Below are 24,598 nucleotides of genomic sequence, written 5' to 3'. Positions count from 1 at the left end.
CTCAACCATATAAACTCATACTTTTAGTTAAGACTTTGTATTTGCTTTTTACGACTCTTAACCATCGCCATTTTTTGTTCGGCATATCCTCTTTCGCCGCGTCGATTAATGATTCAAGATGATTTGAAACGATATCCCTTATATTTATTGCATGTCTAAATCGATGATCTGAGCTCGGATTATCCATCGACTCAAGATAGTCTTCGTGAGATCTGAAGTTTTCAACCTGAAGTTTATCGTTGAGGCTCTTAAGCACGCCGTAGAATCTATCGTTCATCACTAAACGACCTGTAACTGCGCTCTTTTCAATCTCTCTGAATGATTCGTTTACGTTTGAGTCTATACTGTTTGTATACTCTCCACACCTTTCTGCTCTAACTTGTTCGGCCCAATAAAGGATATCTTCTGACGCCACAATTACCCGACTGTAAAGTTCCCTTTTTTCATCCCACACCTTTTCTTGTTTGTTTTTTCTTAAAGCAAGTACCGCACCGAACCAAGCTCCAGCGAACCCCGTTACTACCGAAGCGGCTCCCAGAGTAAGTTTAATGACTTCTATATTTGTGAGTTCATTTAACATTTTCGCACCGTGCTTCATCCAATTAATTCTGAAGTTATAACTCTATCGTGCATTATCCTTCTTTCAGGAGTCGATTAAAACTATATGCATAAGATTTAAAGTAAAAAGCCGAACCCCATCGCTAAGGTTCGGCTTTTTAAGGCTTCTTGATTTTGGTGGACTTCAAAGGAAACAAGCTAGAAGCCTGTCGAGGTCAATCGACCGGCCAAATGTATTGGCTCCCTGCCCGCTGTGTAAATCGTCATTAGCTATCGTTTGAAGCTTGTCGTTGAACATCATCCTTGTTATCACGGTTTTCATCTAAGGGTGTATTTTTACTCGTATCTTTATGATGCTCTGTAACCCACGATGCGAATTCTTCTGGCTTTTTCTCTAAACAACTAAGTATGTAAAGGAACAAAAGAATTGTGCCGAGTGTAATAGCTGCAATACTTACGTTTGCAAAAATTGGCAATAACACATTTACATTCTTTAAATGATATTTGGCTACAGAGCATTGCGTATATGCCTTGCTGTCTAACTTACATTCGTGCTCAAGTATTTTTTCGATATCAATCTGTTCAATTCTTTCTGCTTCGTAGAGATTGAAGTTTCCTTCCTTTTCCATAGGCATAAGAACCAAAGTAAGTTGCATAAAGGTTATAGCGCCTACAGTAAGAAAGAATACGCCAGCCTTACGCCAGCTTTCAGCGTGGGTTTTGTGATGAAATGACCATTCGCAAAAAATTCCTATCCACTTGTACGAGCTAACAAAAAAAGCTTTCATGATTTTAAATCCATTCAATTACATGGTGGATAAATTATCATGAAAGCAGTTGGTTATAATATGACTATTTTTGCACACTCTTGGTTTCCATCACCAAGACTCGTTCGCGCATATCTTGAAGCCCCGTTGTAAGCGCTTTATTGATGCTTATCTGATACTTAAGATTCATCCCCATAAGCGCAAACATCACAAGCGATTCAGACGAAAAGCCCAGACCGGATAAGGCGTTAACTAGGGCGGTTTCCATCCAAGCCCCCTACACTTTTTGTCGGTTTCCAGCTATCTGGCAGCGCTTCATAAACGCCAATAACCGCCGGAATTGCCAAGCCAATCGCACCGCCAAGGTTTACACCCGTTTCGGTGATTTCGACACTGAATAAATGCCCGTAGCCTGTCACTGCAGCGACGACCGAGCCCAATAACGCCAAGCCTTTTAATGTTGAACGTTCAAACATGTTTGATTTCTCCCTAAATCAGTTTTACACCTTTAATCACGGTATCTTTGCTGTAATGGCGCCCAACTTCCATGATGCTCATGGCGTGCAGGACTTCGACCAATAGCGGCATGTTGTTCACCAAATCAATGCGCTCATCGATACCAACACCAACACGACCCGCGACGAACTGCGCGTAATTGTGGGTTTTGTTCTCGCTTGGTGGCGCGAATCGGTGAATGATTTCGCTTAGCGTGAACAGTTCATGCCTTTGCTGGTAATTGCGCAGCAAGATAGCGCCCGCACGAAAGCCCCATTCAGGTGCTTCAAAGGTTTCGAATGCCTTATCTCGTGACGGCTTCACCTTGCCTTTCCATGCGTTGCCAGCAATACGAATGTTAAGCGGGTTGTTGATGCGTATCCCGCGAACGCTTGATGTGGTTGTCATGGTAAAAGCTCCCATCCCTAGAATGACCAATGCAATTAATAACCACGGCATAGTTACACCGCCTGATAGTTGGCTGAATTGAAGTAGTTCAAATGCACAGGTGTTTTCGAGTAGTACGCCATCAAATGACCATGCGATTGACCGCCGACGGTATCGCCAACCACACGCACCGTTTTGTAGTCGGTTTTGGTGATGGTCGCAGCATTAATCGGCGTTTCGGTCGCGGTTTGCGTGGTTTGGCAGTTACAAAAAATGAGATGTTTTTCCATGCCAAACGGCATTGGAAAGCGTCCTACATCAATGCTCACGCCGCCTGTCAGTTGTGCTTGGGAAAGATGCCCCAAGGATTCCACACAACGCAGCGCTTCTTGTGCTGGTTGGCTCGGCGTTAAGTCCGGCACAATGTTTTGCTGCTCTGGATTGAGGAATACACCCGCGCCAGTGAATGCACAGCTTTTACCGCCGTTGTTCATGTCTGACTCAACGAAAAATGCATAAATGCCCCCTGGCTTAAACTTCAAACCATGTAGCCACGTTTGCACAAACTTGGCAGGCTCAGGGCGTGCGGAAAATGTCTTACCAACGTAATCAACAAAGTCACCGTTCTGGTCGAGTTCGACCACACCAAAGCGGTGATAAACCGTGTCGTCATGCATTTTTAGATATGCGGAATAAGACAAGTCTTTACGTTGCGTTTCGCCATTCTCATCGTTGTACAAGATTTCATTCTCAACTGGTGCGGTAAACACACTGAAATGAATCACTTTGGCATCACCAAAACCCATCAAGAAGAACGCCGCTTTTGCGGTTGGGTCGCGCTTCTCGACTTCGCTGCCGATGGTGTTATAGAACGCACTATGTGCATATGAGGAAGCCGCTTTAACTTCTACGCCCCAGCCCACTGGCGCCGGACGCCCAAAGCTACGGCCTAAGTGCATTTCACTGGCGCTTTGGTTGCTGTACGTGAACATGCCCGTTGTCCAGCGCGCATAGTGTGGCAAGTTCCAATTAATATCGACTTCACCCGCTGATAAATCAGGGTTTACCAGTAGGTTTTTTGGCAGTTCACCGCCCGCTTGAGACTTGGCAAAGTCGATACAATCAGCCAAGTATTCGATTTTGTTGCGTGGGCTGCCGTTTGGCAGGTTCTCGCGTACTTCACCCATGCTAAATCTCCATTAATGTGACTTTGTCGCCCGCTGCGCCTGTTAACGTCATAGCGGCTTTGCTGGCAATTTCGATACGTTCGCCCGCTTCCAATTCAAAGGCATCGACAAACACCGATTCCGTATTGGACTTGGCAGCCTTGATGGTGATGGCTTTGCGGTCGTTGTTTTGGGCGATGTTATGAGGAAACGTGCTCACCGCTTCGGTGATTAACTCGCTGCTGGCTTCTTCGGCCACGCGCACCACTTGTGCCGCTGAAATACGAATCGCTGGCATAGAAGAAATCTTCATCGACGGCACGCCATCAAGTACCACGGCGGGCAATGACGCGATGTTGAGTTGTGGCAATTGGCTCACCGCGAGTTGCTGATTTGGGGCGATGGCCATCGCTGGCATGTCCTGAATCGTCACTTGCTGGTTTTCCGCAATCTGCATTGGTGGCAAGGTGTTAATCTCGACACTTGGCAGTGCTTGAATCACCACACTTTGACCTTCTACTGGCGGCGTGAACGTACCAAAACCAAACTGGATTTCGATTTCGTTATCGATGCGGCTTGAGATAAGCAAGCGCCCTAGCTGCTTTCCCTCACCAACGTTAAACACCGCCGATTGGCCGAGCGTCACACGCTCGCCACTGACTTCGCGATAAACGTCGATTTCACCTTGCGCTGCTTTCAAATACAGCCAGTTGCCGTCTGGCGTAAGCGGGATTTGTTGCCCCGCGATAAGATGTGTATTCATCGTTTCACCATTACAAAGCCAAGCATCAGCACCAACACAATGGCAACGGCCATCATCATTTTGCTGGTTTCCACTTGGCCGCCGTCTTTGTTGAACTTGGCAAGCTCCATCATTGATTCAAGATTCTTGGAGTTCTGCGCTGCTTGACTACCCGCCATGCCTGCCAACATGTTGAGGTTCTCACTGTTGGTTGAGGCGTAGGTTTTCAGCGAAGCCCCCGCGAAATCGGCCACTTCATCAATGGCGGTTTCTGCCATGTCGCGGTTTATGTTCATGGCTTCGAGAGAAACACGCTGGTTGCTGGCAATGACTTCCCCGCCTAACTGAAACGCTTCTTCCCCAAGCTCCAACGCCGCATCAATCGCACCGTGGTCAGTCACGGTCATGTTGGCGTTTATGGTTGAGTTGTTGACACCAGACAGCGCAACGCCAAGGTTATCGCCCTCAATGGCATTTTGGCCGCTCGTGTTGGTGGTGTTACTGGTATTGGTCGATTTAGACTTGGAACGTCCCATCTAAAAGCCCTCCAAATCGAGGCGAATGAAATCGCCATCGTGTTTTTGTGTGACGCCAATGCGACGAACCAAGCGCGCGACACCTTTAAACGCAGTATCTGCGACTAAGTTGGTCATGCCTGCTGCTTTGACGGTCTTGCATAGCTGCTTAATGCCCGAGGCCAAACCGTGCCCCGTGACTGCCCACAAGTAATAGCTGTCACCGTCACGTTCGCCCGCGATATACAAATCGCATTGGTCACTGGTTAAGCGATACAAAGACACGCGGCCATCCTTGACCGCTTTGCAAAGTGCTTTGTATTCATTTGGAACAGCGCGAAACGCTGGCTTGAGTTTGCCAAGCGCTGGCGCTGAATGAGTCATGACTTGAATTACTTCTTTTTCCATAGCCACAGCCCCACAAGTACCGCCACCACAATGGCAATCAACGTGGTGCGGTCGATGCCGCTGCCCATGTTGATATTCCCCATTGAAAGGTTGCCGCTGGATTGGCCTGTTGCGTCACTGCTGGCTGACGCCCCCGCACTGATAGGCATTGAGCCGGAGTTTGTGAGTGGAAAACCCATCATAATTTGAAGCCTCGTTTATAGAGGATGTAACACACGAGAAGTAAGCCGAGCACCAAGCCGATGCGGTCGAAACCGCCCGTTACCTTGATGCCTGCCCATGCACCCACTGCGCCTGCAATTAGGTATGGAATAAACGGCATTACTTCGCTCCCTTCGCGGCAAAAAACACCACAAGTAACAGCACCAATAACAGCGCGCCACCCATCGCGAGATAAGTCGGGTTTACCCCCGCAAATGCGGAGGTATTCACAGGCTCACCGGAGGGTTGCTGGTAGTCGTTATTGTGCTTGCGCTGTTCGTCTGGGTTACTGGACTCGACACGCTGCGCTTCGTTTTGCAACTTAATGCCGAGCCAGTCTTTACCAATGTCAGTCACGTCAGTCAGTAATTCGCCGCCCGCTTCTAACACGCCATCCCAGACGCCGCCCCAAGTGGTATTTGGTTGCGCCATCACCATAACGCCCCCTTACTGCACTTTAGGCACAGACACTTGTTCGATGGCTTCAATCAGTACCGGAATACTGCCCGCAGCGGTCTTTTCCACTTCAAATGCCAGTTGCTTCATGGCTGCCGTTGGCAAGCGTGCTTCACTGCCAAAGCCGCAGCGCGTGAAATCAATCGAGAAGAAACCCGCATTCTGCTCACGGCCAGCGGAGGCCAAATCAAAGGCGTTATCCACTTTGTTGACGTTGATTTCTTCGCGTTCGTCACGCAGAACACGCACACGTTCGATGCTGGCATCTTTAAAATGAACACGCTTTAGAGACAGCGCTGCGCTACGCTCGGCAAAGTCAAACGGCGTGCGACCGCTAGAGGCTGCATACCATGTTTGTGAGTAGATTCGAGGCATGTAGATGCGTTGTGATTGAGCCGCTGTCGTATGAGCACGAGCGCGAATCATTGGCGCAGCTTGACCAGACTTGGCTTTTAGCTGGATGTACATAAACCAGATTTCGCCTTGTAGGGTGACTAGCTCACCTGTACGGATACCCAGTTTGGTACGCATCGTCATATCTGAGAAGTTCAGAACGTAACGACCTGCTTGCACGTACTCTTTTTTGTGCTCTTGCAAGTCGATAAGGTCTTGCGCCGTCACGTTAACGATTTCACGGCCATTCACTTTGATGGTAATGCGCTCAATGTCTGACGGGTCAGTAATGTCCGTGACCAATTCAATGTTTTGGTACGTAGGACCAGACACCAAACGCAATGTTGCTTGGTTGCCCCAGTTCACGCCTTCCACTGGATCAAGTTCACGAGGACGAGGGTTAAAAGGTTGTTTTAGTGCTTCCATTAAAACCACCCCATATCACCATTGATTACACGGCGAGCTGGGTCTAGAAACCCAATGTTGTTAATCGCTGCAATCACGATAAGCGTGATAATAAGCGCTACAAGTAGGTTTTTGTGTTGTTGTTTCATGCTGTTCCTTTCGGTTGTACACGGTTAAAAAGTGATTCCATGAAACAGCGAATTGATAAGGGTTGGAAGTTGGAGAAACCTATAGGTTGAGCGGTTAACCTATAGGTTGAATGAGCGTTGAAATTAGCCGTGAATCTTACCCGTCAGGCAGTTAAACGAGGACTTTTCGACGTTGCCGATACCATCGCGAACCAATAAATATTCGGCAACGGGTTTGCCCATGGCGGCTTTGTTGTGCTTGGCGGATTTCAGCCCTGCTAACGTATCGACGCATAAGCCCTTTTTATCAGCAAGCCAGCGTGCGTCTGCCATCGAGTTAACCGCACCAATCCACCAAACGGGTGATTGCTCGGTGACGGTTTTCGGTACTTCCTGACCACGTTGGAAAATCGAATGCAGCACCAGACCATACTGACGACCACCTCGCCACAGTTCACCCGCTTTGCCTTTGAGTTTGCCGGACGTCTCCACACAACTGGCGAGTTCTTCAATCACCACATGCAATCGGTCAACATCACCATTACCGACCGCCCACACCGCAGAACTGAAAAACTCCAACTCATCACCGCACGCCCCCTCACTGGGTACATACGCCAACTTAAACGACTTGCCACGCTTTCGAGCCAACACCAAAGCTTTGACGAACGCGACACGCGATGAGGTTTCAAGGCACATTTGCCCGCGATACTTCGCACCCGAATAGTTTCGATATGGGTCAAAAAAAACCGCTTGCGCGGCTTTCGGTACTAAACCCAAGTGCTTAACGGCGGAGGTTTTACCCCCGCCAGTACCCGCCACATAAATCACATGCTCTGCATCGTGTGACGGGTTCGAATTCACCGGATTGGGGAACTTAAGCGGCGTCTTTTTGTTTTTGCTCACGCTCTTTTTTCTCCTCTACAGCTAATAGTTCTTTCTGGTACGTCATGGTTTTCTTAGCGCTGTAGACCAGAGACAAGACCGCCAAGCCTAACACGGCTTCTTCCATGTAATTACCGAACAAGGAAGTGACCGCGTCACCATGCTTTTCAAGCACTGGCAAGGCCGCATCAATCACCGCCGCTTTGCCTTTTTCATCAAACTCAAAGTCCACGCCCGAAATGATGCTGGTTGCTTGCTCGGCAATAGTGAACAGGACAGACAGCGCCCCTTCGAACATTTCACCTGCTGGCTTTTCATCGTTGGCCGCTTCGGTTGGCGCATCAATTACAGCCGTTGATTCGCTTTGCTCAAGACCACTAATGACCGCTGAAAAGTCGCCCCAATCGTCGGTTTCTGGTTGGTTTTCAAGTTCACCCTGCATTGGCTGGCTCTCCCTGTTCGGTTGGTTCGTCGGTTGCTTTCTTGGCTGGTATCAGTTGACGTACTGCCCACAGCAAAAGCGCCACAATAGCGAGTCCGGCCAATACCTTTTTAACCGGAAAAACGAGCTTTTTAACGGGCATTGGTGATTCGCTTTCTTGTACTTCAACCGTTACCACTTCATTTTGCTCTAAGCTAGGCGTATCAGTGCTTTCAACGGTTTCAACCACTGGCTCAACCGTTGGAATGTTACTCTCATTAGTGACGGCGTCACTCGATTCTGGCGTGCTCAGTTGTTCAACCGATTCAACCATGTTGGATTCAACAAACGAGTTAATGCTTTTGCTCATTGGACTGTTTCCGCAGCTTGGACACTTGTAATAAAGCAGCCCCAAATTACGCCCGTTTTTGGTTGGCTCACCTTCAGCAATTAACTTGCCTTCGCCGACACGGTGAACGGTGGCGTGGCTGCTACAAACTGGGCACGAAACGTGCCCACGAATTGGGTTTGGGTGTTTACTCATCGGCAACGGCCTCAACATCAGAAAGCTGCTCGATGTTCGATTCAACACAAGCGCGGTACTTCTCACGCGCTTTGTTGTTCAATGCAGTTAACTGCTCAATTTGTTGGAACAAAGTTGGCGACAAGCCAAACGCTTCAAGCGAGATGTTCTGCGAGAAAATCATCTTACTGGCGCGCTTCATGATGTCGTTCATGTCCATTTTTTTAAACTGGCTCAGTTCCTGTTCAACACTGGCGTTAAGTTTGTCGGCTGCGTCCAAAGCTGCAATTGCTTGGTGACATTCATTAAGAGATAGCATTTTCATTTAGTTAGCCTCGGCTGGTAGTTCGTCGGTATCGGGTTTCTTCTGGATTTGTTTGTTTACTTCTTTCATCCAGACCAGCAAAAGACGCCAGAAAACGCCTCCCTTGCTGCGTTTTACTTCCTTTTCCATCGCATCGGTGATTTTGTCGATGTTGCTCATTGCGGTTTCCTTTCCTAGTTTGCTGAAATCGTTTCGCAAGCAAGTACCCAAACGGGCTAATCAGTTAAGCGGCAATAATCAAAGTAAATGTCCATGTCATTGCTCTTTATGATGTTGAAATCGGGCTCAGGTGGCATTGGTTGATGTAACTGGCTTTTCCAGTTGGCTTGGCGTAGCTGGAATTGTTCAAACTGTTCGCCATAGAGGTGCTTTGCACTGGCGCGGTAAAGTTCAATATCATCGCCCGCGACTTCTTTCGAGCACTTCATTGACCAGCCACGCGCACCGTGTGCCCAGTAAAGGAACTCATCAGCTTTGCCTTGCGCGTCATCACCTTCGAAGACGATAGAAAATTGGTTTTGACTGCTGGCGAACGTGCCGCGCTGCTTGATTTCTTGGCGCAGTTCACGCGCTTCGTTATCGAGTCGTTTGATCAGGTGATTAAGTTTCACCACCGCGCTGACTTTGCCTTGCTTTTTATTGATGTCGATGGCTTTAATTGCTTCATCTTTCTTGATTTGTTTGCGCTTGATTTCGCGCTGCATTGGCTTGCGCCATTGCTCCAACATGTAGCCACACTCTTTAATGATGCCCGTCATGTTGTCCACCTCGAACGAAGCTAAAACATCCCAATCCGGTGCGCGGCTACAGCGTGAAATGTTGTAACGGTTGCCTTTGATTAGTCCTTGGTCGGCGTTATCACCCTTGGCGGCATAACCCACGGCTTTAATCAGATATCCGGCGGCGGCTTCACTGAATTTGATTTTCTCTAGGTGCGCCATGCCATTACCCCAAAGCTGCTCGATGCGTTTAGCCCAGCCAGCAAAGTGATGGTTTTCCACACGCCAGTTCAAAAGTACATGCACATGCGGGTTTGGTTCACCGTCTTCATTGGCTGGCGACTCGGCAACCCAGATATAGTGGAAGTCAAAAGGCTTTTTCGTTGCGCCGTGAATCTCTTTCACGTGCTTGATGCCGTCGTCATCTTTCCAAGCGGCTTTTAATGGACGTCCCAACCTGCCCGACACTTTGATTTTGTTACCATCAAGCCCAAGTTGATTGGCGTCTGTTGCTGAATATTCAAAGCCGCGCTGGTACATCTTCTTTAAACCATCTAAGAAGCGGGAAACCTCCGCGCCAATCGTGGTCTGGATTGGGCAATATGGCAAACCTTCATCCGTCACAGCTTCACCGCCAAAGATGCGCTCGCGCTGTTTTGGGGAAAACGTCAAAGTGAGAAATGTGCTGAATCCACCGTGACACGCTGCGACATATGCGCCCGCTTCAAAGATTTTCTTTACAGCGCGAGGTGTGAGTTTTTCCGTGAATCGCTCACCACTTTGCGGCGCTGGCGCGTCAGATGGGCTTGGGTGAAACTTCACTTGCATCTTGGTTTGTTTTGCCCAGCTTCTACGCATCAAATAAGCGCGACTTTTGCCAATTGGCTGCCATTCCAAGCGTTTGTTTTCGTTCAGAATCCAACCTGTTTGCGATTCTGGGCGTGCTCGATATTCATCGGTCACGTTGTCGCCACAAAACGACTGCGTTTTGTGGCGCGGCGGCAAGCGTCTGGAACGGGTAATTAAGCGGTCTATCTGCTTTCGTTTTCCGTGTCCGACTTTTGCGCCCTTTGACGAGCCTAGTCTTTTCTGGACTTCGTCCAGCGCTTCGCGCCCAAGTTGAGCACTTTGTTGTGTGCGAATGAAGTGGATTTGCTCTAAAGCTTTAAGCTTTTGCAACTCTGAATCGAGACACTGGGTATTTTCAGCATTAAAAAAACCGCTTTCGATAGCGGTAATGTTTTTCTCAGTGATGGTGACGTCTTGAGCTAACGCCGTTATAAAGCCCACATCTTGTGGGCTTAGTTGATTGGTGAATGGGCGCGGTTCGTGCGCCTCATAAAGATGTTTCACGGTTACGCCTCCACAAAGGAAGAATCCGCGCCCACTTGGGGCGCTTCATCTTGCTTGCGGATTTCGTTTGTAGCTTGCGCATTATTACGCTTAATTGCTTGATATAGGGCGTAAGACCTTAAACCAGATGGTGCTGTAGTGTTGAATTCAAAGTTTGTTAAGCTGTTTGTATCAACCTGTTTATATTCACGCGAATGAAAAGAGTGAAACTTAACGTTATCAATATAAAGCGCAAGTTTAGTTGCTTCTGGCGCGCCGAATGTGTCGACCAAACGACCAAAAGCATAGTGAATTGCAGGGATACTATTAGAGCGACGTGCGCCCCACATGTAAGAAAAGGCTTCACGAGCGTTTAACTTTTTCATGATTACGCCACCTTAACTTGTGTCAGTGGTTCGCCATGATTTTGCGCACCTAACGTTGCCATGTGTTTCGCTACTTGGCGAAGGCGTGGAAGCGTATCGGTGTTTGCTTCAAAACACGCTACCAAAGTGCTGCCTTGGTAAAGCCATAATGATGCTTCGACGATTTCCAGTTCAAAACTGTCGAAGTAGATATGAATTCCGTTGCTTTGCGATGCAACAAGCTGGTTTTTGTTGCGGCGAGATTTCCAGATACTAATATTCATGCTACTACTCCCTGACGAAAACGTGCTGGAATGTAGGTTTGCTCTTTCTTTGGAAAATGCTCTGCAAACTTCTGGCGTAACTCTGCAACTTTACGCAAAGAATTAGCCGTTTTATTTGGGTCTGGGTTTTTGCACCCTGCCATATCTGGGCAAGGTAAGTGAATGGGGTTGGTAACGATACGTTCCATGTTCTAGCCTCCGCAAGCTGTTGATTTCCTGTCTCAAAAATAACGTTAAGGAAATCTTTTTAGCCGCGCAAGTCGCTTGCGTTAGTGAAAGACGCGATACTATCCACTAAAATTTAACAATACAGTGAAGGGATGCGGGAATATGACTAATTATACAAACGTGCTTTTAGACCAACTGAAAGTCCAGTTAGAGCTTACCTCTGACTATCAGTTGGCTAAGTTTTTGGACGTTGGGTCTAGTAGAATTAGTAACTACCGCAATGGACGCAGTGTACTTGATTGGGAAATGGCGTTTAAAATTGCCGACTTATTAGAACTCGATGATCAAGATGTTGTATACGGTTTACTTGATGAAAAGACCATAAACCCTCGCCTAATCAATGCTTTACAGTCACGCGCACCAGTCTAACCCCCTATTAACCCTTTTATACATAATGCGCACTGAGTCTGTTGGAGCAATTTAGTAATGTCCGGTTTTAGCCACTTTAAAATGTCCTCCTAAGATTAACAACATTGTTTGCTTTTGAGGCTTTAACCGATGTTGATTACGATGAGTGAAAAAGATATTTATCGATTTAAGGTTCTGTCTGACGTCCGTGAAAAGCGATTACGTCAAGTTGATGCTGCAGTTATTTTAAATGTGTCTGCTCGTCATATCCGGCGTTTACTCAATCGACTCTCCACTTTAGGAGCTCAAAGTCTCGCGCACGCAGCTCGTGGTCGTCCAAGTAACCGACGTTACTCTGAAGATTTTAAAGTTGAAATACTTAAGATCATTCACAAGTATTATTCTGATTTCTCACCAACGCTCGCTCTAGAAAAACTCTCAGAGCAACACAACATCGCTGTATCTAAAGAGACTCTACGTCAATGGATGATCGCCGACGGACTTTGGGTCCCACACTCTAAACGCAAGCCCCGAGTTTACCAACCTCGCTACCGACGTGATTGTTTAGGCGAACTCATTCAAATTGATGGCTCTCACCATGATTGGTTTGAAGGACCGTGACGACGTAACCTTGTGTTATTCAGTTCTATTTATTGCGACATTAAAAAAAGCGACTTGATATAGTCGCTTTAAACTTTATGTGACACTGTCGCTTCTTTATATCATGAGCGTCATCTTCCCTGGAGCACTCATTCTAATTGATGATAATGCTTCCGCCGATATCTGGACGTTAGCAAACCAAAATGGTTTGTGCTTTTCTGCAAATACTGCACTTCTTGATAATCCATCATAGATTGCATATGCCCTAGCCTGCGCTAATGCTGCGCCATAGACACTACGCTCTAAGATGGGTTTGCTTTCTATGTCTTCAAGAACGGCAACTTTTATATGCTCTACATTCTTCGGCCATTGAAAGTTTTCTAAAAGTCTTTTTGTCACCAGAGCTTCCATATCGACAATGACTTTAGGCAAAAAAGCGGAATTTGGTCGGACATCTGCACAGGCATAATACTCATCTTTCCTGTTCGTTTTTCTATAGTTCAGCATGACTTCAATGAGTGCGTCTTCAAACGTATCTGTGAAGTGATTAATCAATACGATGCTACCTAAGCTACGAAGCGTTCCGATTAAAACACCACAATCAGAATCATGGACATCTGCCGATTCCAATCGCATTTTGGTGACGTTGGCAGTCAAAACCAATTGTTGCCAAAACTTGGGAGTCAGGATTTTAGTATTACTATCTGACCATCTCATCATTGGGCGCGCCATTAAAACTGGGAATAGTTTGCGGCAATTTTCAATTCCAAGGCGACCAATCGCGACTCTTGCATCTGAACTAGTTTTAGCAGCACTTCCTCGCTCACGCAGTCTTGAGTTTTCAATCAGGTCTATAATCGTTGAGCTTAGCTGATGGCTATTGTTAGCCAAATCTGTCAGTTTTGAAAAGCTTAGAGATGGAGAATAGGCAAACGATGCGAACAGCTCAAATGCGGGTATAATGCTCGATAATTTATCAATTGGAAGCGTTTCAAGTTTTTTCATTAACATTCGATCGGCGACTTTCGATACATCGCTGATGACTTTTTGCAGTGTTTTCTGCTTGTCTTCCACGATTTGGCGCTTTTCTTTTACTCGCTCTTGTTCGCACATGAGAAGTATTCTTTGGTTGCGCGTGATTCTGTCTTCTTCACTAAAGATCACGTCGTCACAATATCGCCCCTGTAAACTAAGAAGCTTATCCACTTGTGACTGATCCACTTGGTGATTCATACTAGCTAGCCACTTGGCATGTCTAAGTTCGACTTCTTTCGATACCTTGACTGCGATGTCCATTGCTTCTGGTGTATAGTTTTTCTGCGTGAGCAACAAACTGCTATTCCTAACGTTGTTTTTATTTTCCTGTTGGCAAGTTTATCTATAAAGACACAAGCAGTAAATGGAATGTGACATTAATTCCACTTATAAATATATCCAAGTTATCGAAATATTATTAGTGAATGCTAATCACCCGTTGTTATGTGAAGTCGTATGTATTTTTCCGCAAACTTATAACGATATCGTTTACCAATTTTTAAGTTTGATTTTGCAAATTTACAAACGCTTTTATCACCACTTCCCTTTACTTTTTTAATCTTCGCAGTCTTACCTTTATGCTCCATCTCAATCATTAGGTCACAATAACCTTCATAGCTATCAAATCGTCTATTGGTCTTCTTTTGCAATTCTGTTTTAATTTTCTTTGCAATGGGGTTCGTCTCTGAATCATCGGCTTTCGCGGCTGATACCCCAATTAAAAAACAGATTAAAGTGACAGTGTATCGCATGGAGCTTCCTTATGATTCATAAAAGAAAAACTCTAACTTACTGACTTAATAGATATAAAACGGGGCGCAATTAATGCGCCCCATTTAACAAGAATAAGTAACTGATAGTTTTCTTAAGCTCTTTTTTTCCCTTTGCTTGACTTAAAGCCTTGATGAGGGAAGACGTTACGAATTCGCTGCTGCACTTTCTTCGGAACTTGTTTCGAAAAGGTCAAACGCATTCCTGTTCGCTGATTATAAACTTTCATCTCACCATCAAAAGGGTCATGCTCAGCAATGTCTTGCAAGTTGTGTTTAAAGGAAGGAGGAATATGACCTTTCACTTTTGTAATGTGCCCTTTCTCAAACGATATTTTTAAGACAGGTCTATCTACAGCGATAAGCCAAAAAATAACAACAGCAGCAATCAAGATTACATAAAGCATTTGATACTCCATTAACTAGACAATAGTTTATTTAAATCTTCTTTAATCGAGGTTACTTTTTGACTGGCCTTCTCACTGCGAGAAGCTTCTGAGAGTAAATATTCAATTGCGTCAGAGAGTGTACAACCTAACTCGTTCGCACGATTTGACAGTTTCTCCCAAACTCGATAGTCAAGATCAATCGATTTCTTTTTGGTATGAACTTGTTCAGCATTGAAATGGCGCTTACGCTTGGCACGAATTGCCTGTTTGAGTTTATTCTCTAACTCTTCAGACATATGATTTTCAATCCAAGCAAGCACTAAAGTTGGTTCATGTTCTAATTTTCGTAGTTCTGCAACGGCAGCATCCGCTTCACTGGTATCAATATACTTGGTGATCGACTCACCATCTTTCCATTTTTTGATCAGATATTTCCATTTCCAACCACACTCTAGATTTTCAAGCTGCTGATATTTCATCCTTTCGACCCTTAAAACACATCTGGTGACAGCGTAACCCAGATGTTGCTATACAGCAATTAAAACTCCATAAAGTATCGATGTTGATCACTCATTTGTCGAAGGTTTAATCATATGAATATTCAGTATTTTTATATTGCTCAAATTCTCGCTATGGAGTTATAGGACGTTTCGTTATAATGAACTCAACATTGAATTAAGACGATTATTAATGAACCAACTTGACTGGCAAGACGTAACTCCTTCATTTAAGCCATATGAAGCACTATTAGAAACCGCCCCATTTCTCCCTGCAAAGACGTTTACTGACCTACAACCTCGCTTGACGGCAACGTTGAGTCGATTTGCTCGGGTAAATGGCCTCACAAGAGTCCTACTCGTAAACTGCGCAGATAATGCAATTTACCGTGAATTCGTTCGAGAAGCTGTAATCGATATTGCGTCTTTGCCAGTGGTTTCAACAGAGTCTCTAGACGCAAAAGATCTATTTGATCGATATAGCGTCAATACTGAAGGTCAATCAACTTTCGAGAATGGCTTATTATCGAAGGCTCATGGTGGCTATCTAATCGTCCCTGCTAACCTCATTTTGGCAAACGCAGTAAGATGGCCGAGTGTGAAAGCTGCGATACAAGGGGAAGCTTTTGCTCCGATTAACTTAACCCCGAATCGTATTGCATCCTCTCCTTTTGTAGCTCAGCATTATGACGTTAAGTTGATCATCACAGGTGACCGAACTCAATTGGCAGAGATTGAGTTTGTAGATGACGATTTTTCTACGGGAATGACTATGTACACCGAAGTAGAAGAAGATATTCACATCTCTGAGCGTAGCCTCGCTCTTTATTTCGGCTTAGTGAATTGGATATGTAAAAAATATCAGCACCCTAGTTTGGACGATTCGGCATTTAAACGCTTAATGCTTGCCGGTATGCGTTATACGGAAGATCAACATTACCTACCTCTTGGTGTTCTTTGGCACAATCAATTGATTAGTTTAGCCAGTCAATATACTGAATGTAACACTATCAATTTTACATCGATTGATGCTGCCATTGATGACAAATACTATCGTGAGTCATATCTACCACAGCGCGCCGTTGACGACATTCTTGATGGGCAAGTGATCATTGAAACTACCGGTGAACAAGTTGGGCAGATCAATGGCCTAACCGTTATTGATATGGCCGGACACCCTGTTTCTTACGGAGAGCCCGCTCGCATTTCTTGTGTGATTCATTTTGGTGATGGTGACATCTCCGACGTTGAACGAAAAGCGGAATTAGGCGGTAACTTGCACGCCAAAGGTATGATGATCATGCAAGCATTCCTAAGCTCGGCGTTAAACCTTGATGAGCCTCTGCCATATTCTGCATCTATTGTATTTGAGCAATCTTACAGTGAGGTTGATGGCGATAGCGCCTCATTAGCGGAATTGTGCTGTTTGGTGAGTGCCCTGTCTGAGTTTCCCGTTGACCAACAAATTGCGGTTACTGGCGCGGTTGACCAATTTGGCCGTGTCCAAGCCGTTGGCGGCTTAAATGAAAAAATCGAAGGTTTTTACCAAGTCTGTAAGCACCAAGGCTTTACCGGGGAGCAAGGGGTTATTTTACCTAAGTCAAACCTTAAACACCTTGCGCTACATAAAGATGTAATAGAAAGCATTAAAAATGGCGAGTTCCATATTTGGTCGGTTTCTACGGTAGATGAAGCTATCCCAATTCTGATGTCGAAGCCATTCCGTGGTGAAGATGACAGCATCATTGGCAAGATCGCCGAACGTATTGAAAACTTTGAAAGACATGAGCATCCTTTAGGAATTGTGGAGCGCATCAAAAACTGGTTTGTCTAGTACTGATCGGAGTTGTTTAGCGTACACGTGTTCACTAAGATGCAGCTATCAAAAATTGGAGTAATTGATAATGCAAAACAAACGTGATTCTTATAACCGTGATGATCTTTTAGCCTCTAGCCAAGGAGAGCTGTTTGGTCCTGGTTATCCGCAGCTTCCTGCGCCGAACATGCTAATGATGGATCGCATCAGTAAAATGTCTGAAACTGAAGGGGATTTCGGTAAGGGTTTGATCCTTGCAGAGTTGGACATTACTCCGGATCTTTGGTTCTTTGATTGCCACTTCCCTGGCGACCCAGTAATGCCAGGCTGTCTTGGTCTAGATGCAATGTGGCAACTGGTTGGTTTCTTCCTCGGTTGGGTTGGCGGCAAAGGTAAAGGTCGTGCTCTAGGTGTCGGCGAAGTTAAATTTACTGGCCAAATCCTACCAACAGCGAAAAAAGTAACGTACGAAATCCACATGAAACGCGTTGTTAACCGCAAGCTTGTAATGGGCTTAGCTGATGGTCGTGTATGTGTTGATGGTAAAGAGATCTACGTTGCGAAAGATTTGAAAGTTGGTTTATTCCAAGATACTTCTAGCTTTTAATCTCCTGCTTACAGATTATTCTTAAGGCTCCTTTTTGGGGCCTTTTTCATTTCTACATTCATCCTCGTTACAAATGTAGAAAAGGCTCTTAAAGAGCCTTTTCAAATCCTTCTGTTTGTATGTGGAGAGTTATTTGTAGAGACCAGATTGTTTTTCATCTCTGGCATCACGCCAACCACCTAACCAATATGACCGAGCATCAATTTGTTGATACGGACAAGCCTCTTGAGACCTCCCATTCAACCCAGCTTTATAGCCTTGAGATTGAGCTCGTTCTAGGCGATCACGCTTTTGTCTCTTCATAGTTAATTCCTCATACAGGTCCATTTACTAACGTACAGCTGATATTGTGAAACTTTGATGGAGCTTTTATGACTCCACTTATAAGAATCGATCAATTTGAGGATTTTCTCAAGGCATAAAAAAACAGAGGCTCATTTCTGTGAGCCTCTGCTTGATTTAAAAAATACTGACTATTTTCTACGGAACCCGAACAAACCTAGCATGGTCAAAGCCAACCAACCTAGACCCGCACCTTGTCGTTCTGCCGAATCTTCTTCAACGCTACGCGTTTCGATATCAGCAGCCGTTGCCCCAGCAATTGGGACTAGCTTAACGGCAACGATCTTCTCTTCACCATCACATGACGAGTTATGCGAGGTCGTTTTATAGCCACCACTACACATCATCGCTGTACCGGAAATTACGCCTGCATCGTTGATGTCCGTAGCATTAATGATACGGAATGCATTGTTCTCATCAGAGTGATCACCACCATTCGTTAAGTTATCTAAGAACCATGGCTTACCATCAAATAGTGTTGTAGAACGATCACTTGTCAGCTGTCCATCTTGGGTATACGGATAAATGAAACCACGTTTACGGCGAGGTTTACCATCATCTTCACGAGTGGCCTCTGCATCTAACTGACCCACAATTTCATTGTAAGCGTTAATACCACCCATGTGACCACCGGCGCCACTGAAGAAAATCCCTGTTGTTGGATAAAACGCACTAACAGACTCTGCACTCACGTTATCAACGATAAACAATCGATTAGGAGCAGAGCCTGTTGGCATTAAATAACCACCGGAACGTTTTGCTTCACCAATGGCGACAAAATTGTCATTGACGTCGGTTAAGCGAGAGTTTGAATGGACTGTATCACCATCTATACGTTGCTGTGCACCACTAACTTGTTTATTTTCCCAAGTAACGCCTGCGATAGAACCTACTGTCGGCAATGTACCAACAAAAACAGTCGCATTCATGTAGTTGTCATCTTTGTAAGTGTTGTAACCTACGCCATACACCTTGTTACCACTTTCAGCGATACCACGCATGCTGCCTTGCGCTAAACGCTCACCATCTTTCGCAGTTCCGCTTGGCCATTCAACCTGACTGACGGCTCCAGTTTGATCCCAAATCGCTGCTTTTGATGTGTGATGGGTCCCGTTATCGTTTGAGGCTTTCTCTGAGATACTACCTACCGTAAACTTGCCATCAGTACGCCATGCACGGCTAGCGACGACAGTTGCATCTTCATCGCTTGGGACTATTGTTGGAAGAACAGGAGCTACTACTGTGTTTCGAGTTTCCAATTCAGAAGAATCAGAGCTACTCACAATACTTTGGTTACCAACAGCCTCTCCGTCCTCGGTAAGGCTGTTAATGACATTGTTGTATTTGTTTTCGTAAGCGTTTTCATCGCCTTCGACGAATGCAAAAGCATTTGTTGTAAAGTCTTTACTTAGCTCTTTACTCCATGGCTGCCAATGAACTGATGCCCAGGACTCACATGTTGAATAACGACGTTCGTTGTAACAATAGCGTTCGAAGTCGTCATATTCTTGTACATAATAGAAGCCAGAGTCCATCGCAAAAGGCACTTCCTCTCGGTAGCTAACACCATCAACGGCTTCACTTGCAGATAACGGTGTTGTACGAGTCTCGAGAGCAAGCTTGAATTGTTCTGGCGTACACCCTGCTGAATCGTTGAAACAACCTAAGGCATACGGAGCATCTGTACCAGGGTTTTCTACATCCCCCTGTTGGATCGCGACACCATAAGCTGTTAAGTAATCAATATTGTCCCCGTTGACTCCAGGATCCACCTCAACCACTTGATACAATGCTGCATTCGCATTCATTGCCGTACCAACCATCATCGCGACGGCGGTCAATTTGAATTTGTTACTACAATTCATCGAATTCTTAACTGTCCTGTTGCATTGCTTCGAGTTCTTCCCATCTCTCGAATGCGATTTCCAACTCCTGCTCTACAGCAGCGAGCTGTTCCAATACCGGTTGAGTTTCTTCTACAGATTTGGCAAAAAACGATGGGTCATTCACCTGTTCTTGTAGTGCCTCAATATCCGACTCTAATTGTTCTAGTTTAGCTGGAAGAGCTTCTAATTCTCTTTGCAGCTTATACGATAACTTCTTCGAGTTGTTCTTAGGTTGCGTAGTTTTGGGAGTTTCCTCAACCACTTTCTCTTTCTTCGCTGTTTTTTCAACCGAGCTGCGCGAAGCAAGAGCTTGTTCACGTTGCTGTCTTGCATCGTGATAACCACCAACAAATTCCTCAATTATACCGTTACCTTCAAAAATCCAACTGGTCGTTACTGTGTTGTCGACGAACTCACGATCGTGGCTAACTAATAGTAACGTACCCTGATAATTGGCAAGCATTTCTTCTAAAAGTTCCAACGTTTCGATATCCAAATCGTTAGTAGGTTCATCAAGAATAAGTAAATTGTTTGGTTTCAACAATATACGAGCAAGTAACAAACGGTTCTTTTCACCACCTGAAAGTGCTTTAACTGGCGTTCTAGCACGCTTCGGAGCAAACAAGAAATCCTGTAAATAACTCAATGCGTGACGCTGGCGACCACCAACCATCACTTCTTGTTTGCCGTCTGCTAGGTTATCGATAACCGTTTTTTCAGGATCGAGAATTTCTCGGTACTGGTCGAAGTAAGCCACTTCGAGTTTTGTACCGCAATGTAAACGGCCGCCTTGAGTTTCTAACTGACCTAATAGCAGCTTGAGCACGGTACTTTTACCGCAGCCGTTAGGACCAATTAGTGCAATACGATCGCCGCGCATAATGTTGAAGCTGAAGTTATCAACGATATTTTTACCGTCAAAAGCAAAAGAGATATTCTCTGCTTCAAAGACAATCTTGCCTGAACGAGAGGCATCATCGATGTTTAAGTTTACCTTACCCTGAACTTCACGGCGGTCACTGCGTTCTTCTCGTAATTTTTTTAGGGCTCTTACTCGGCCTTCGTTACGAGTTCGACGTGCTTTAATGCCCTGTCGAATCCACACTTCTTCTTGAGCAAGTTTTTTGTCGAATTCTGCATTTTGCATTTCTTCAACACGAAGCATCTCTTCCTTCTCTACAAGGTAGTTCTCGTAATCTCCAGGGAATGATGCTAATTGACCACGGTCGAGATCGACAATACGCGTTGCCATTGACTTGATAAACGTGCGGTCGTGCGAAATAAAGATGATCGAACCTTTAAAGTCTTTGAGGAAGCCTTCTAACCACTCAATGGTGGTCACATCAAGGTGGTTCGTCGGTTCGTCCAAAAGCAATACATCTGGATCGCATACAAGCGCACGCGCGAGTGCTGCTTTACGTTGCCAACCACCGGACAAATCCGTCAATTTTGTTTCGGGACTCAGCTTGAGAGCGCCCAAAACGTTATTAACGCGGTCATCAAAACGCCAAGCGTTCAAGTGGTCGAGTTGCTCTTGCACTTTTGCAAGACGATTAATGTTCTTTTCGCTCGGGTCATGCGTGACAAGATCAAGAAGATCATGGTAGATCTTGAGTAAATCGCCGACTTCTGCCAACCCGCCAGACACAAATTCGTAAACCGTGCCCTCTTGGTTACGAGGGGGATCCTGTTCTAAACGCGAAACCACCACATCTTGAGTCACTTGAATTTTGCCATCATCAAGCAAAATGTCTCCAGCGAGTACTTTCATCAAAGTTGATTTACCAGCACCATTTCGCCCTACTAAACAAACCCGTTCGTTTTCTTGTAGAGCAAATTCTGCTTTATCAAGCAGTGGATGGTCCCCAAATGCAAGTTGTGCATTATGAATGGTAAGTAATGCCATTATTTTCCAACCAATTTTTGAGTTGTTCCAAGTCAAACGGCCAGTTCAACTCAGAATTTTGATATTTTAACACAGGAATTGTGACGCCGTAATGCGAGAAGAGTTCGTCATCTAGTGCAATATCGACAATGTTTGTGTGTTCGGCGAGACTTGCCTGACCCATAAGGTCATATGCCATCTCACAGAGATGGCATCCTTCAGTACTGTATAGTGTGAACGTTTGTAACATCCTTTTATCTTTAATCCTTTGTTTATTCTACGTGAGACACTAACCAACAGTTGTGAATATGTTTATTGCGAGAGAAGTCTAGTGGCAATGTTTGCGAAGAAATATTCTGCGCTTTTAGCCCTAACTCTGCCAACGCAGCTTCATCCATTTTAAAGTGGCGTTTATTGTTTGAGAAAACGATCGTGCCACCTGAACGCAACAAACGCTTGAGATTGGTCATCAGCTTAATGTGATCACGCTGCACATCAAATGAACTTTCCATACGCTTAGAGTTGGAGAATGTCGGTGGGTCAATAAAAATCAAATCATACTCGCCTTTCGCATTCTCTAACCATTGCAAACAATCTGCTTGTTCAAAACGGTGTTGACGACCAACACGACCATTTAACTGCATGTTGTCTTTTGCCCAGTTCAGATAAGTATTCGACATATCTACCGTGGTTGTCGAACGTGCGCCACCCATTGCTGCGTGTACGGTTGCGCTACCTGTATAAGCAAACAAGTTAAGGAAGTCTTTACCCTGAGCCATTTCACCCAAGCGACGACGAGTGATTTTATGATCCAAGAACAGACCTGTGTCTAGATAGTCGTGAAGGTTTACGATCAACTTCACGCCGTACTCATTCACTTCAAGAGTTTCAGACTCCTGACCTAATTTTTGATACTGGCTACGACCTTTCTGCTTTTCACGAACTTTAAGAACAACTTTATTCGCTTCAACACCTGTCACCTGGATTGTGGCACGGATGATATCAGTCAAACGGCGTTTCGCTTTCTCTTCTGGGATATTCTTCGGAGCTGCGTATTCCTGAATCACAATTTGGTCGCCGTAAACGTCGATTGCTACGTTGTATTCTGGAAGGTCTGCGTCATAGATACGGTAACAGTCTAACTTCTCTTTACGAGCCCACTTACCAATCTTACCAATGTTTTTCTTCAAACGGTTTGAGAAGTCAGGTGCGATTTGAACTGTGGTACCGTTCGCTCCCTTCACTTCATCAGCGCTACGCTCTGCAATGCTGTAGTTCTTCTGGTGACACGGTAACGCACCGTTATTCAGTTTAAACTGTTTATCAGCACGCATGCGAAGACAGCTTAATAGTTCGTCTGAACTAGAGAAGATAGACGCGTTACAACCGCCAAATTCTGCTTTTAATTGGCCACCAAATGCTGTGTATAGCGCGATTAGACCTGGCTCAGTTCCAAGACGTTCACCATAAGGAGGGTTAGAAACGATAACGCCCGCTTCGAAACCAGCCGGACGGGTAAGAGTTGCAGCATCACCCTGAGCGAATTCAATCAACTCTTCGACACCAGCTCTGCGAGCATTGTCTTGCGCTACTTTCAGAACTCTTGGGTCGTTATCGAAGCCGAAAAACTTAGCGTCAACTTTTTTGACGCCACGACGAGCTTGTACATTAGCTTCAGATTTAATCTCTGCCCAAAGCTCAGGTTCGAAGTCTTCTAACGCTTCAAAGCCCCACTGTTTACGTTTAACACCTGGTGCCATGTTAGCGGCCATCATTGCTGCTTCAATCAATAAAGTACCAGAACCACACATAGGATCCAAAAGCGGTTGGTGAGTCTCCCAACCGCAGCGCATGATAATCGCTGCGGCTAGCGTTTCACGAAGTGGAGCTCGGCCAGATTCTGGACGGTAACCACGTTGATGAAGACCACTACCCACCATATCGACACCAAGAATCGCTTTGTCTTTATGTAGACGGACGTGAACACGGATATCCGGGTTCTCTTTACTGATGTTAGGACGAGGGAGCCCTTTTTTCTCGAAGCAGTCTACGATGCCATCTTTTACTTTCATTGCACCATACTGGCTGTTGCGGATTTCGCGGTTAGTACCGTTGAAGTCAACCACAAAACGCTTTGAGCTATGGAATTGGTTTACCCAGTTGATTGCAGACGTTGACAGGTAAAGGTCCATGTCGTCGTTACAGGTAAACTCCGATAAAACACGTACAAATCGAGACGCCAAGCGGCTCCACAAACAGCAACGGTAAATCTGCTCATTCGTTGCTTTAAATTTTACGCCTGCCTGTACTGGTTTGGCGTTTTCAATGCCTAGTTTAGTCAGTTCTTCAACCAGCAAGTTTTCCATGCCATTTGAAGTTACCGCGAGATATTGATTCATAGTGTTCTTTCGTCGATAAAAAATGGCTTTGATTATACCTGACTTTACGATCAATGCCTCGTTTTTAAAGGCTTTTTCGATTTGTTAGCGCAATCCATCACCAACCCTTCCTGCTGAAAGTCAAAACACAACACCTGTCATCAAGAAATAAGTCTCTTTTTCACTACCTAATAAGAACAAGCCCTCCAGAAGGAGTGAATACTTATTTACCCTAAATTTGGTCTATACCAGTATCGAGTTGAGCGTGTAATTTACTTACAAAGTGAGCGTATAGGGGAATAAAAGGTGAAATATTAGGCGCCAAGTTGTCTAATTTAAGGAAAC

35 protein-coding genes and 1 pseudogene are annotated in these 24,598 nt (G+C 45.3%); 4 read left to right on the top strand and 32 right to left on the bottom strand.

Translation table 11 applies throughout. The annotated features are described in order from the left end of the window. Position 1: 1 nt before the first annotated feature. The 23 genes from BCT11_RS17350 to BCT11_RS17245 form a co-directional block, all read right to left on the bottom strand. A complete protein-coding gene (locus BCT11_RS17350; RefSeq protein WP_133152153.1) occupies positions 2–580 on the bottom strand; it encodes a hypothetical protein in 579 nt (192 codons plus the stop codon). A gap of 244 nt (positions 581–824) precedes the next feature. Further along, the gene (locus BCT11_RS17345; protein ID WP_102388842.1) at positions 825–1,346 is read right to left on the bottom strand and encodes a hypothetical protein; all 522 of its coding nucleotides are present in this window, start codon (positions 1,344–1,346) and stop codon (positions 825–827) included. Between the two features lie 64 nt (positions 1,347–1,410). Next, complete coding sequence (locus BCT11_RS17340) at positions 1,411–1,593, bottom strand: hypothetical protein (RefSeq protein ID WP_083137673.1); 183 nt, start codon at positions 1,591–1,593, stop codon at positions 1,411–1,413. After that, complete coding sequence (locus BCT11_RS17335; RefSeq protein ID WP_102388841.1) at positions 1,574–1,801, bottom strand: hypothetical protein; 228 nt, start codon at positions 1,799–1,801, stop codon at positions 1,574–1,576. The genes BCT11_RS17340 and BCT11_RS17335 overlap by 20 nt, the downstream gene beginning before the upstream one ends. A gap of 13 nt (positions 1,802–1,814) precedes the next feature. Then, positions 1,815–2,279: a structural protein gene (locus BCT11_RS17330; RefSeq protein WP_102388840.1), complete on the bottom strand. Its 465-nt coding sequence runs from the start codon at positions 2,277–2,279 to the stop codon at positions 1,815–1,817. Between the two features lie 2 nt (positions 2,280–2,281). Further along, on the bottom strand, positions 2,282–3,394 hold the full coding sequence (locus tag BCT11_RS17325; RefSeq protein WP_102388839.1) for a hypothetical protein: 1,113 nt from the start codon (positions 3,392–3,394) through the stop codon (positions 2,282–2,284). A gap of 1 nt (position 3,395) precedes the next feature. Next, positions 3,396–4,136, bottom strand: a complete 741-nt coding sequence (locus BCT11_RS17320; RefSeq protein ID WP_102388838.1) for a hypothetical protein — start codon at positions 4,134–4,136, stop codon at positions 3,396–3,398. Next, entirely contained in the window at positions 4,133–4,651 is a 519-nt protein-coding gene (locus tag BCT11_RS17315; RefSeq protein WP_102388837.1) for a chemotaxis protein, read from the bottom strand. Before BCT11_RS17315 ends, BCT11_RS17320 begins: the two co-directional genes overlap by 4 nt. Beyond that, the gene (locus BCT11_RS17310) at positions 4,652–5,038 is read right to left on the bottom strand and encodes a hypothetical protein (RefSeq protein ID WP_038889208.1); all 387 of its coding nucleotides are present in this window, start codon (positions 5,036–5,038) and stop codon (positions 4,652–4,654) included. Further along, complete coding sequence (locus tag BCT11_RS17305; protein ID WP_241909030.1) at positions 5,023–5,217, bottom strand: hypothetical protein; 195 nt, start codon at positions 5,215–5,217, stop codon at positions 5,023–5,025. The genes BCT11_RS17310 and BCT11_RS17305 overlap by 16 nt, the downstream gene beginning before the upstream one ends. Beyond that, positions 5,217–5,360: a hypothetical protein gene (locus BCT11_RS17300; RefSeq protein ID WP_102388836.1), complete on the bottom strand. Its 144-nt coding sequence runs from the start codon at positions 5,358–5,360 to the stop codon at positions 5,217–5,219. Before BCT11_RS17300 ends, BCT11_RS17305 begins: the two co-directional genes overlap by 1 nt. Further along, entirely contained in the window at positions 5,360–5,671 is a 312-nt protein-coding gene (locus BCT11_RS17295; RefSeq protein ID WP_038889384.1) for a hypothetical protein, read from the bottom strand. Before BCT11_RS17295 ends, BCT11_RS17300 begins: the two co-directional genes overlap by 1 nt. 15 nt (positions 5,672–5,686) lie before the next feature. Then, positions 5,687–6,514 carry a major capsid protein P2 gene (locus BCT11_RS17290; RefSeq protein ID WP_198593962.1) on the bottom strand — a complete coding sequence of 276 codons (828 nt, stop codon included), beginning with the start codon at positions 6,512–6,514 and terminating at the stop codon, positions 5,687–5,689. Next, positions 6,514–6,642, bottom strand: a complete 129-nt coding sequence (locus BCT11_RS28525; RefSeq protein WP_038889205.1) for a hypothetical protein — start codon at positions 6,640–6,642, stop codon at positions 6,514–6,516. The genes BCT11_RS17290 and BCT11_RS28525 overlap by 1 nt, the downstream gene beginning before the upstream one ends. A 123-nt stretch (positions 6,643–6,765) precedes the next feature. After that, positions 6,766–7,524 carry a hypothetical protein gene (locus BCT11_RS17280; protein ID WP_102388833.1) on the bottom strand — a complete coding sequence of 253 codons (759 nt, stop codon included), beginning with the start codon at positions 7,522–7,524 and terminating at the stop codon, positions 6,766–6,768. Further along, positions 7,496–7,945: a hypothetical protein gene (locus tag BCT11_RS17275; protein WP_102388832.1), complete on the bottom strand. Its 450-nt coding sequence runs from the start codon at positions 7,943–7,945 to the stop codon at positions 7,496–7,498. The genes BCT11_RS17280 and BCT11_RS17275 overlap by 29 nt, the downstream gene beginning before the upstream one ends. Further along, positions 7,935–8,468, bottom strand: coding sequence for a hypothetical protein (locus BCT11_RS17270; protein WP_102388831.1), 534 nt, complete (start codon positions 8,466–8,468; stop codon positions 7,935–7,937). The genes BCT11_RS17275 and BCT11_RS17270 overlap by 11 nt, the downstream gene beginning before the upstream one ends. Beyond that, complete coding sequence (locus BCT11_RS17265) at positions 8,461–8,772, bottom strand: hypothetical protein (protein ID WP_038889635.1); 312 nt, start codon at positions 8,770–8,772, stop codon at positions 8,461–8,463. Before BCT11_RS17265 ends, BCT11_RS17270 begins: the two co-directional genes overlap by 8 nt. Further along, positions 8,773–8,931: a hypothetical protein gene (locus BCT11_RS28150; protein ID WP_167371695.1), complete on the bottom strand. Its 159-nt coding sequence runs from the start codon at positions 8,929–8,931 to the stop codon at positions 8,773–8,775. A gap of 56 nt (positions 8,932–8,987) precedes the next feature. Continuing rightward, entirely contained in the window at positions 8,988–10,844 is a 1,857-nt protein-coding gene (locus BCT11_RS17260; RefSeq protein ID WP_102388830.1) for a hypothetical protein, read from the bottom strand. A gap of 2 nt (positions 10,845–10,846) precedes the next feature. Further along, positions 10,847–11,209 carry a hypothetical protein gene (locus BCT11_RS17255; protein ID WP_102388829.1) on the bottom strand — a complete coding sequence of 121 codons (363 nt, stop codon included), beginning with the start codon at positions 11,207–11,209 and terminating at the stop codon, positions 10,847–10,849. A 2-nt stretch (positions 11,210–11,211) separates the two neighbouring features. Next, the gene (locus tag BCT11_RS17250; protein ID WP_102388828.1) at positions 11,212–11,472 is read right to left on the bottom strand and encodes a hypothetical protein; all 261 of its coding nucleotides are present in this window, start codon (positions 11,470–11,472) and stop codon (positions 11,212–11,214) included. Next, a complete protein-coding gene (locus BCT11_RS17245) occupies positions 11,469–11,660 on the bottom strand; it encodes a hypothetical protein (protein WP_042602297.1) in 192 nt (63 codons plus the stop codon). The genes BCT11_RS17250 and BCT11_RS17245 overlap by 4 nt, the downstream gene beginning before the upstream one ends. Before the next feature lie 142 nt (positions 11,661–11,802). On the opposite strand from BCT11_RS17245, the gene BCT11_RS17240 reads away from it, so the two are divergent. Together BCT11_RS17240 and BCT11_RS17235 are read left to right on the top strand one after the other, a co-directional pair. Further along, complete coding sequence (locus tag BCT11_RS17240) at positions 11,803–12,069, top strand: helix-turn-helix transcriptional regulator (protein WP_102388827.1); 267 nt, start codon at positions 11,803–11,805, stop codon at positions 12,067–12,069. Positions 12,070–12,210: 141 nt separating this feature from the next. Next, positions 12,211–12,663, top strand: a pseudogene (locus BCT11_RS17235) (helix-turn-helix domain-containing protein); the annotation flags it as partial. A gap of 102 nt (positions 12,664–12,765) precedes the next feature. Here the strand turns inward: BCT11_RS17235 and BCT11_RS17230 are convergent. From BCT11_RS17230 to matP, 4 genes are all read right to left on the bottom strand, one after another. After that, positions 12,766–13,980: an HDOD domain-containing protein gene (locus tag BCT11_RS17230; protein ID WP_102388826.1), complete on the bottom strand. Its 1,215-nt coding sequence runs from the start codon at positions 13,978–13,980 to the stop codon at positions 12,766–12,768. A 131-nt stretch (positions 13,981–14,111) separates the two neighbouring features. Continuing rightward, entirely contained in the window at positions 14,112–14,435 is a 324-nt protein-coding gene (locus tag BCT11_RS17225) for a hypothetical protein (RefSeq protein WP_038872950.1), read from the bottom strand. A 113-nt stretch (positions 14,436–14,548) separates the two neighbouring features. Beyond that, the gene (locus BCT11_RS17220; protein ID WP_038872952.1) at positions 14,549–14,860 is read right to left on the bottom strand and encodes a DUF3634 family protein; all 312 of its coding nucleotides are present in this window, start codon (positions 14,858–14,860) and stop codon (positions 14,549–14,551) included. An 11-nt stretch (positions 14,861–14,871) separates the two neighbouring features. Continuing rightward, the gene (matP, locus tag BCT11_RS17215) at positions 14,872–15,321 is read right to left on the bottom strand and encodes a macrodomain Ter protein MatP (protein WP_038872954.1); all 450 of its coding nucleotides are present in this window, start codon (positions 15,319–15,321) and stop codon (positions 14,872–14,874) included. A 211-nt stretch (positions 15,322–15,532) separates the two neighbouring features. Here matP and BCT11_RS17210 point away from each other — a divergent pair, with 211 nt between their 5' ends. Next, positions 15,533–17,173 (top strand): Lon protease family protein, encoded by a 1,641-nt coding sequence (locus BCT11_RS17210; protein ID WP_102388825.1) that lies wholly within the window; start codon positions 15,533–15,535, stop codon positions 17,171–17,173. Between the two features lie 70 nt (positions 17,174–17,243). Next, entirely contained in the window at positions 17,244–17,762 is a 519-nt protein-coding gene (gene fabA, locus BCT11_RS17205) for a bifunctional 3-hydroxydecanoyl-ACP dehydratase/trans-2-decenoyl-ACP isomerase (protein WP_038872958.1), read from the top strand. 129 nt (positions 17,763–17,891) lie between these two features. Here fabA and rmf read toward each other — a convergent pair whose 3' ends face one another. The 5 genes from rmf to rlmKL form a co-directional block, all read right to left on the bottom strand. Then, complete coding sequence (gene rmf, locus BCT11_RS17200; protein ID WP_005532367.1) at positions 17,892–18,065, bottom strand: ribosome modulation factor; 174 nt, start codon at positions 18,063–18,065, stop codon at positions 17,892–17,894. Positions 18,066–18,235: 170 nt separating this feature from the next. Continuing rightward, positions 18,236–19,969 carry a DUF3466 family protein gene (locus BCT11_RS17195; RefSeq protein ID WP_102388824.1) on the bottom strand — a complete coding sequence of 578 codons (1,734 nt, stop codon included), beginning with the start codon at positions 19,967–19,969 and terminating at the stop codon, positions 18,236–18,238. Between the two features lie 7 nt (positions 19,970–19,976). Further along, positions 19,977–21,896: an ABC transporter ATP-binding protein gene (locus BCT11_RS17190; protein ID WP_038881986.1), complete on the bottom strand. Its 1,920-nt coding sequence runs from the start codon at positions 21,894–21,896 to the stop codon at positions 19,977–19,979. Beyond that, complete coding sequence (locus BCT11_RS17185) at positions 21,874–22,125, bottom strand: glutaredoxin family protein (protein WP_102388823.1); 252 nt, start codon at positions 22,123–22,125, stop codon at positions 21,874–21,876. The genes BCT11_RS17190 and BCT11_RS17185 overlap by 23 nt, the downstream gene beginning before the upstream one ends. A 22-nt stretch (positions 22,126–22,147) precedes the next feature. Beyond that, the gene (rlmKL, locus tag BCT11_RS17180) at positions 22,148–24,274 is read right to left on the bottom strand and encodes a bifunctional 23S rRNA (guanine(2069)-N(7))-methyltransferase RlmK/23S rRNA (guanine(2445)-N(2))-methyltransferase RlmL (protein ID WP_102388822.1); all 2,127 of its coding nucleotides are present in this window, start codon (positions 24,272–24,274) and stop codon (positions 22,148–22,150) included. Between the last annotated feature and the right edge of the window lie 324 nt (positions 24,275–24,598).

This window comes from Vibrio sp. 10N.222.52.B12 (genome assembly GCF_002875385.1).
Lineage (GTDB): Bacteria > Pseudomonadota > Gammaproteobacteria > Enterobacterales > Vibrionaceae > Vibrio > Vibrio jasicida.
The sequence above is the reverse complement of the archived record's forward strand: the minus strand, read 5'-3'. Positions and strand labels throughout refer to the sequence as shown.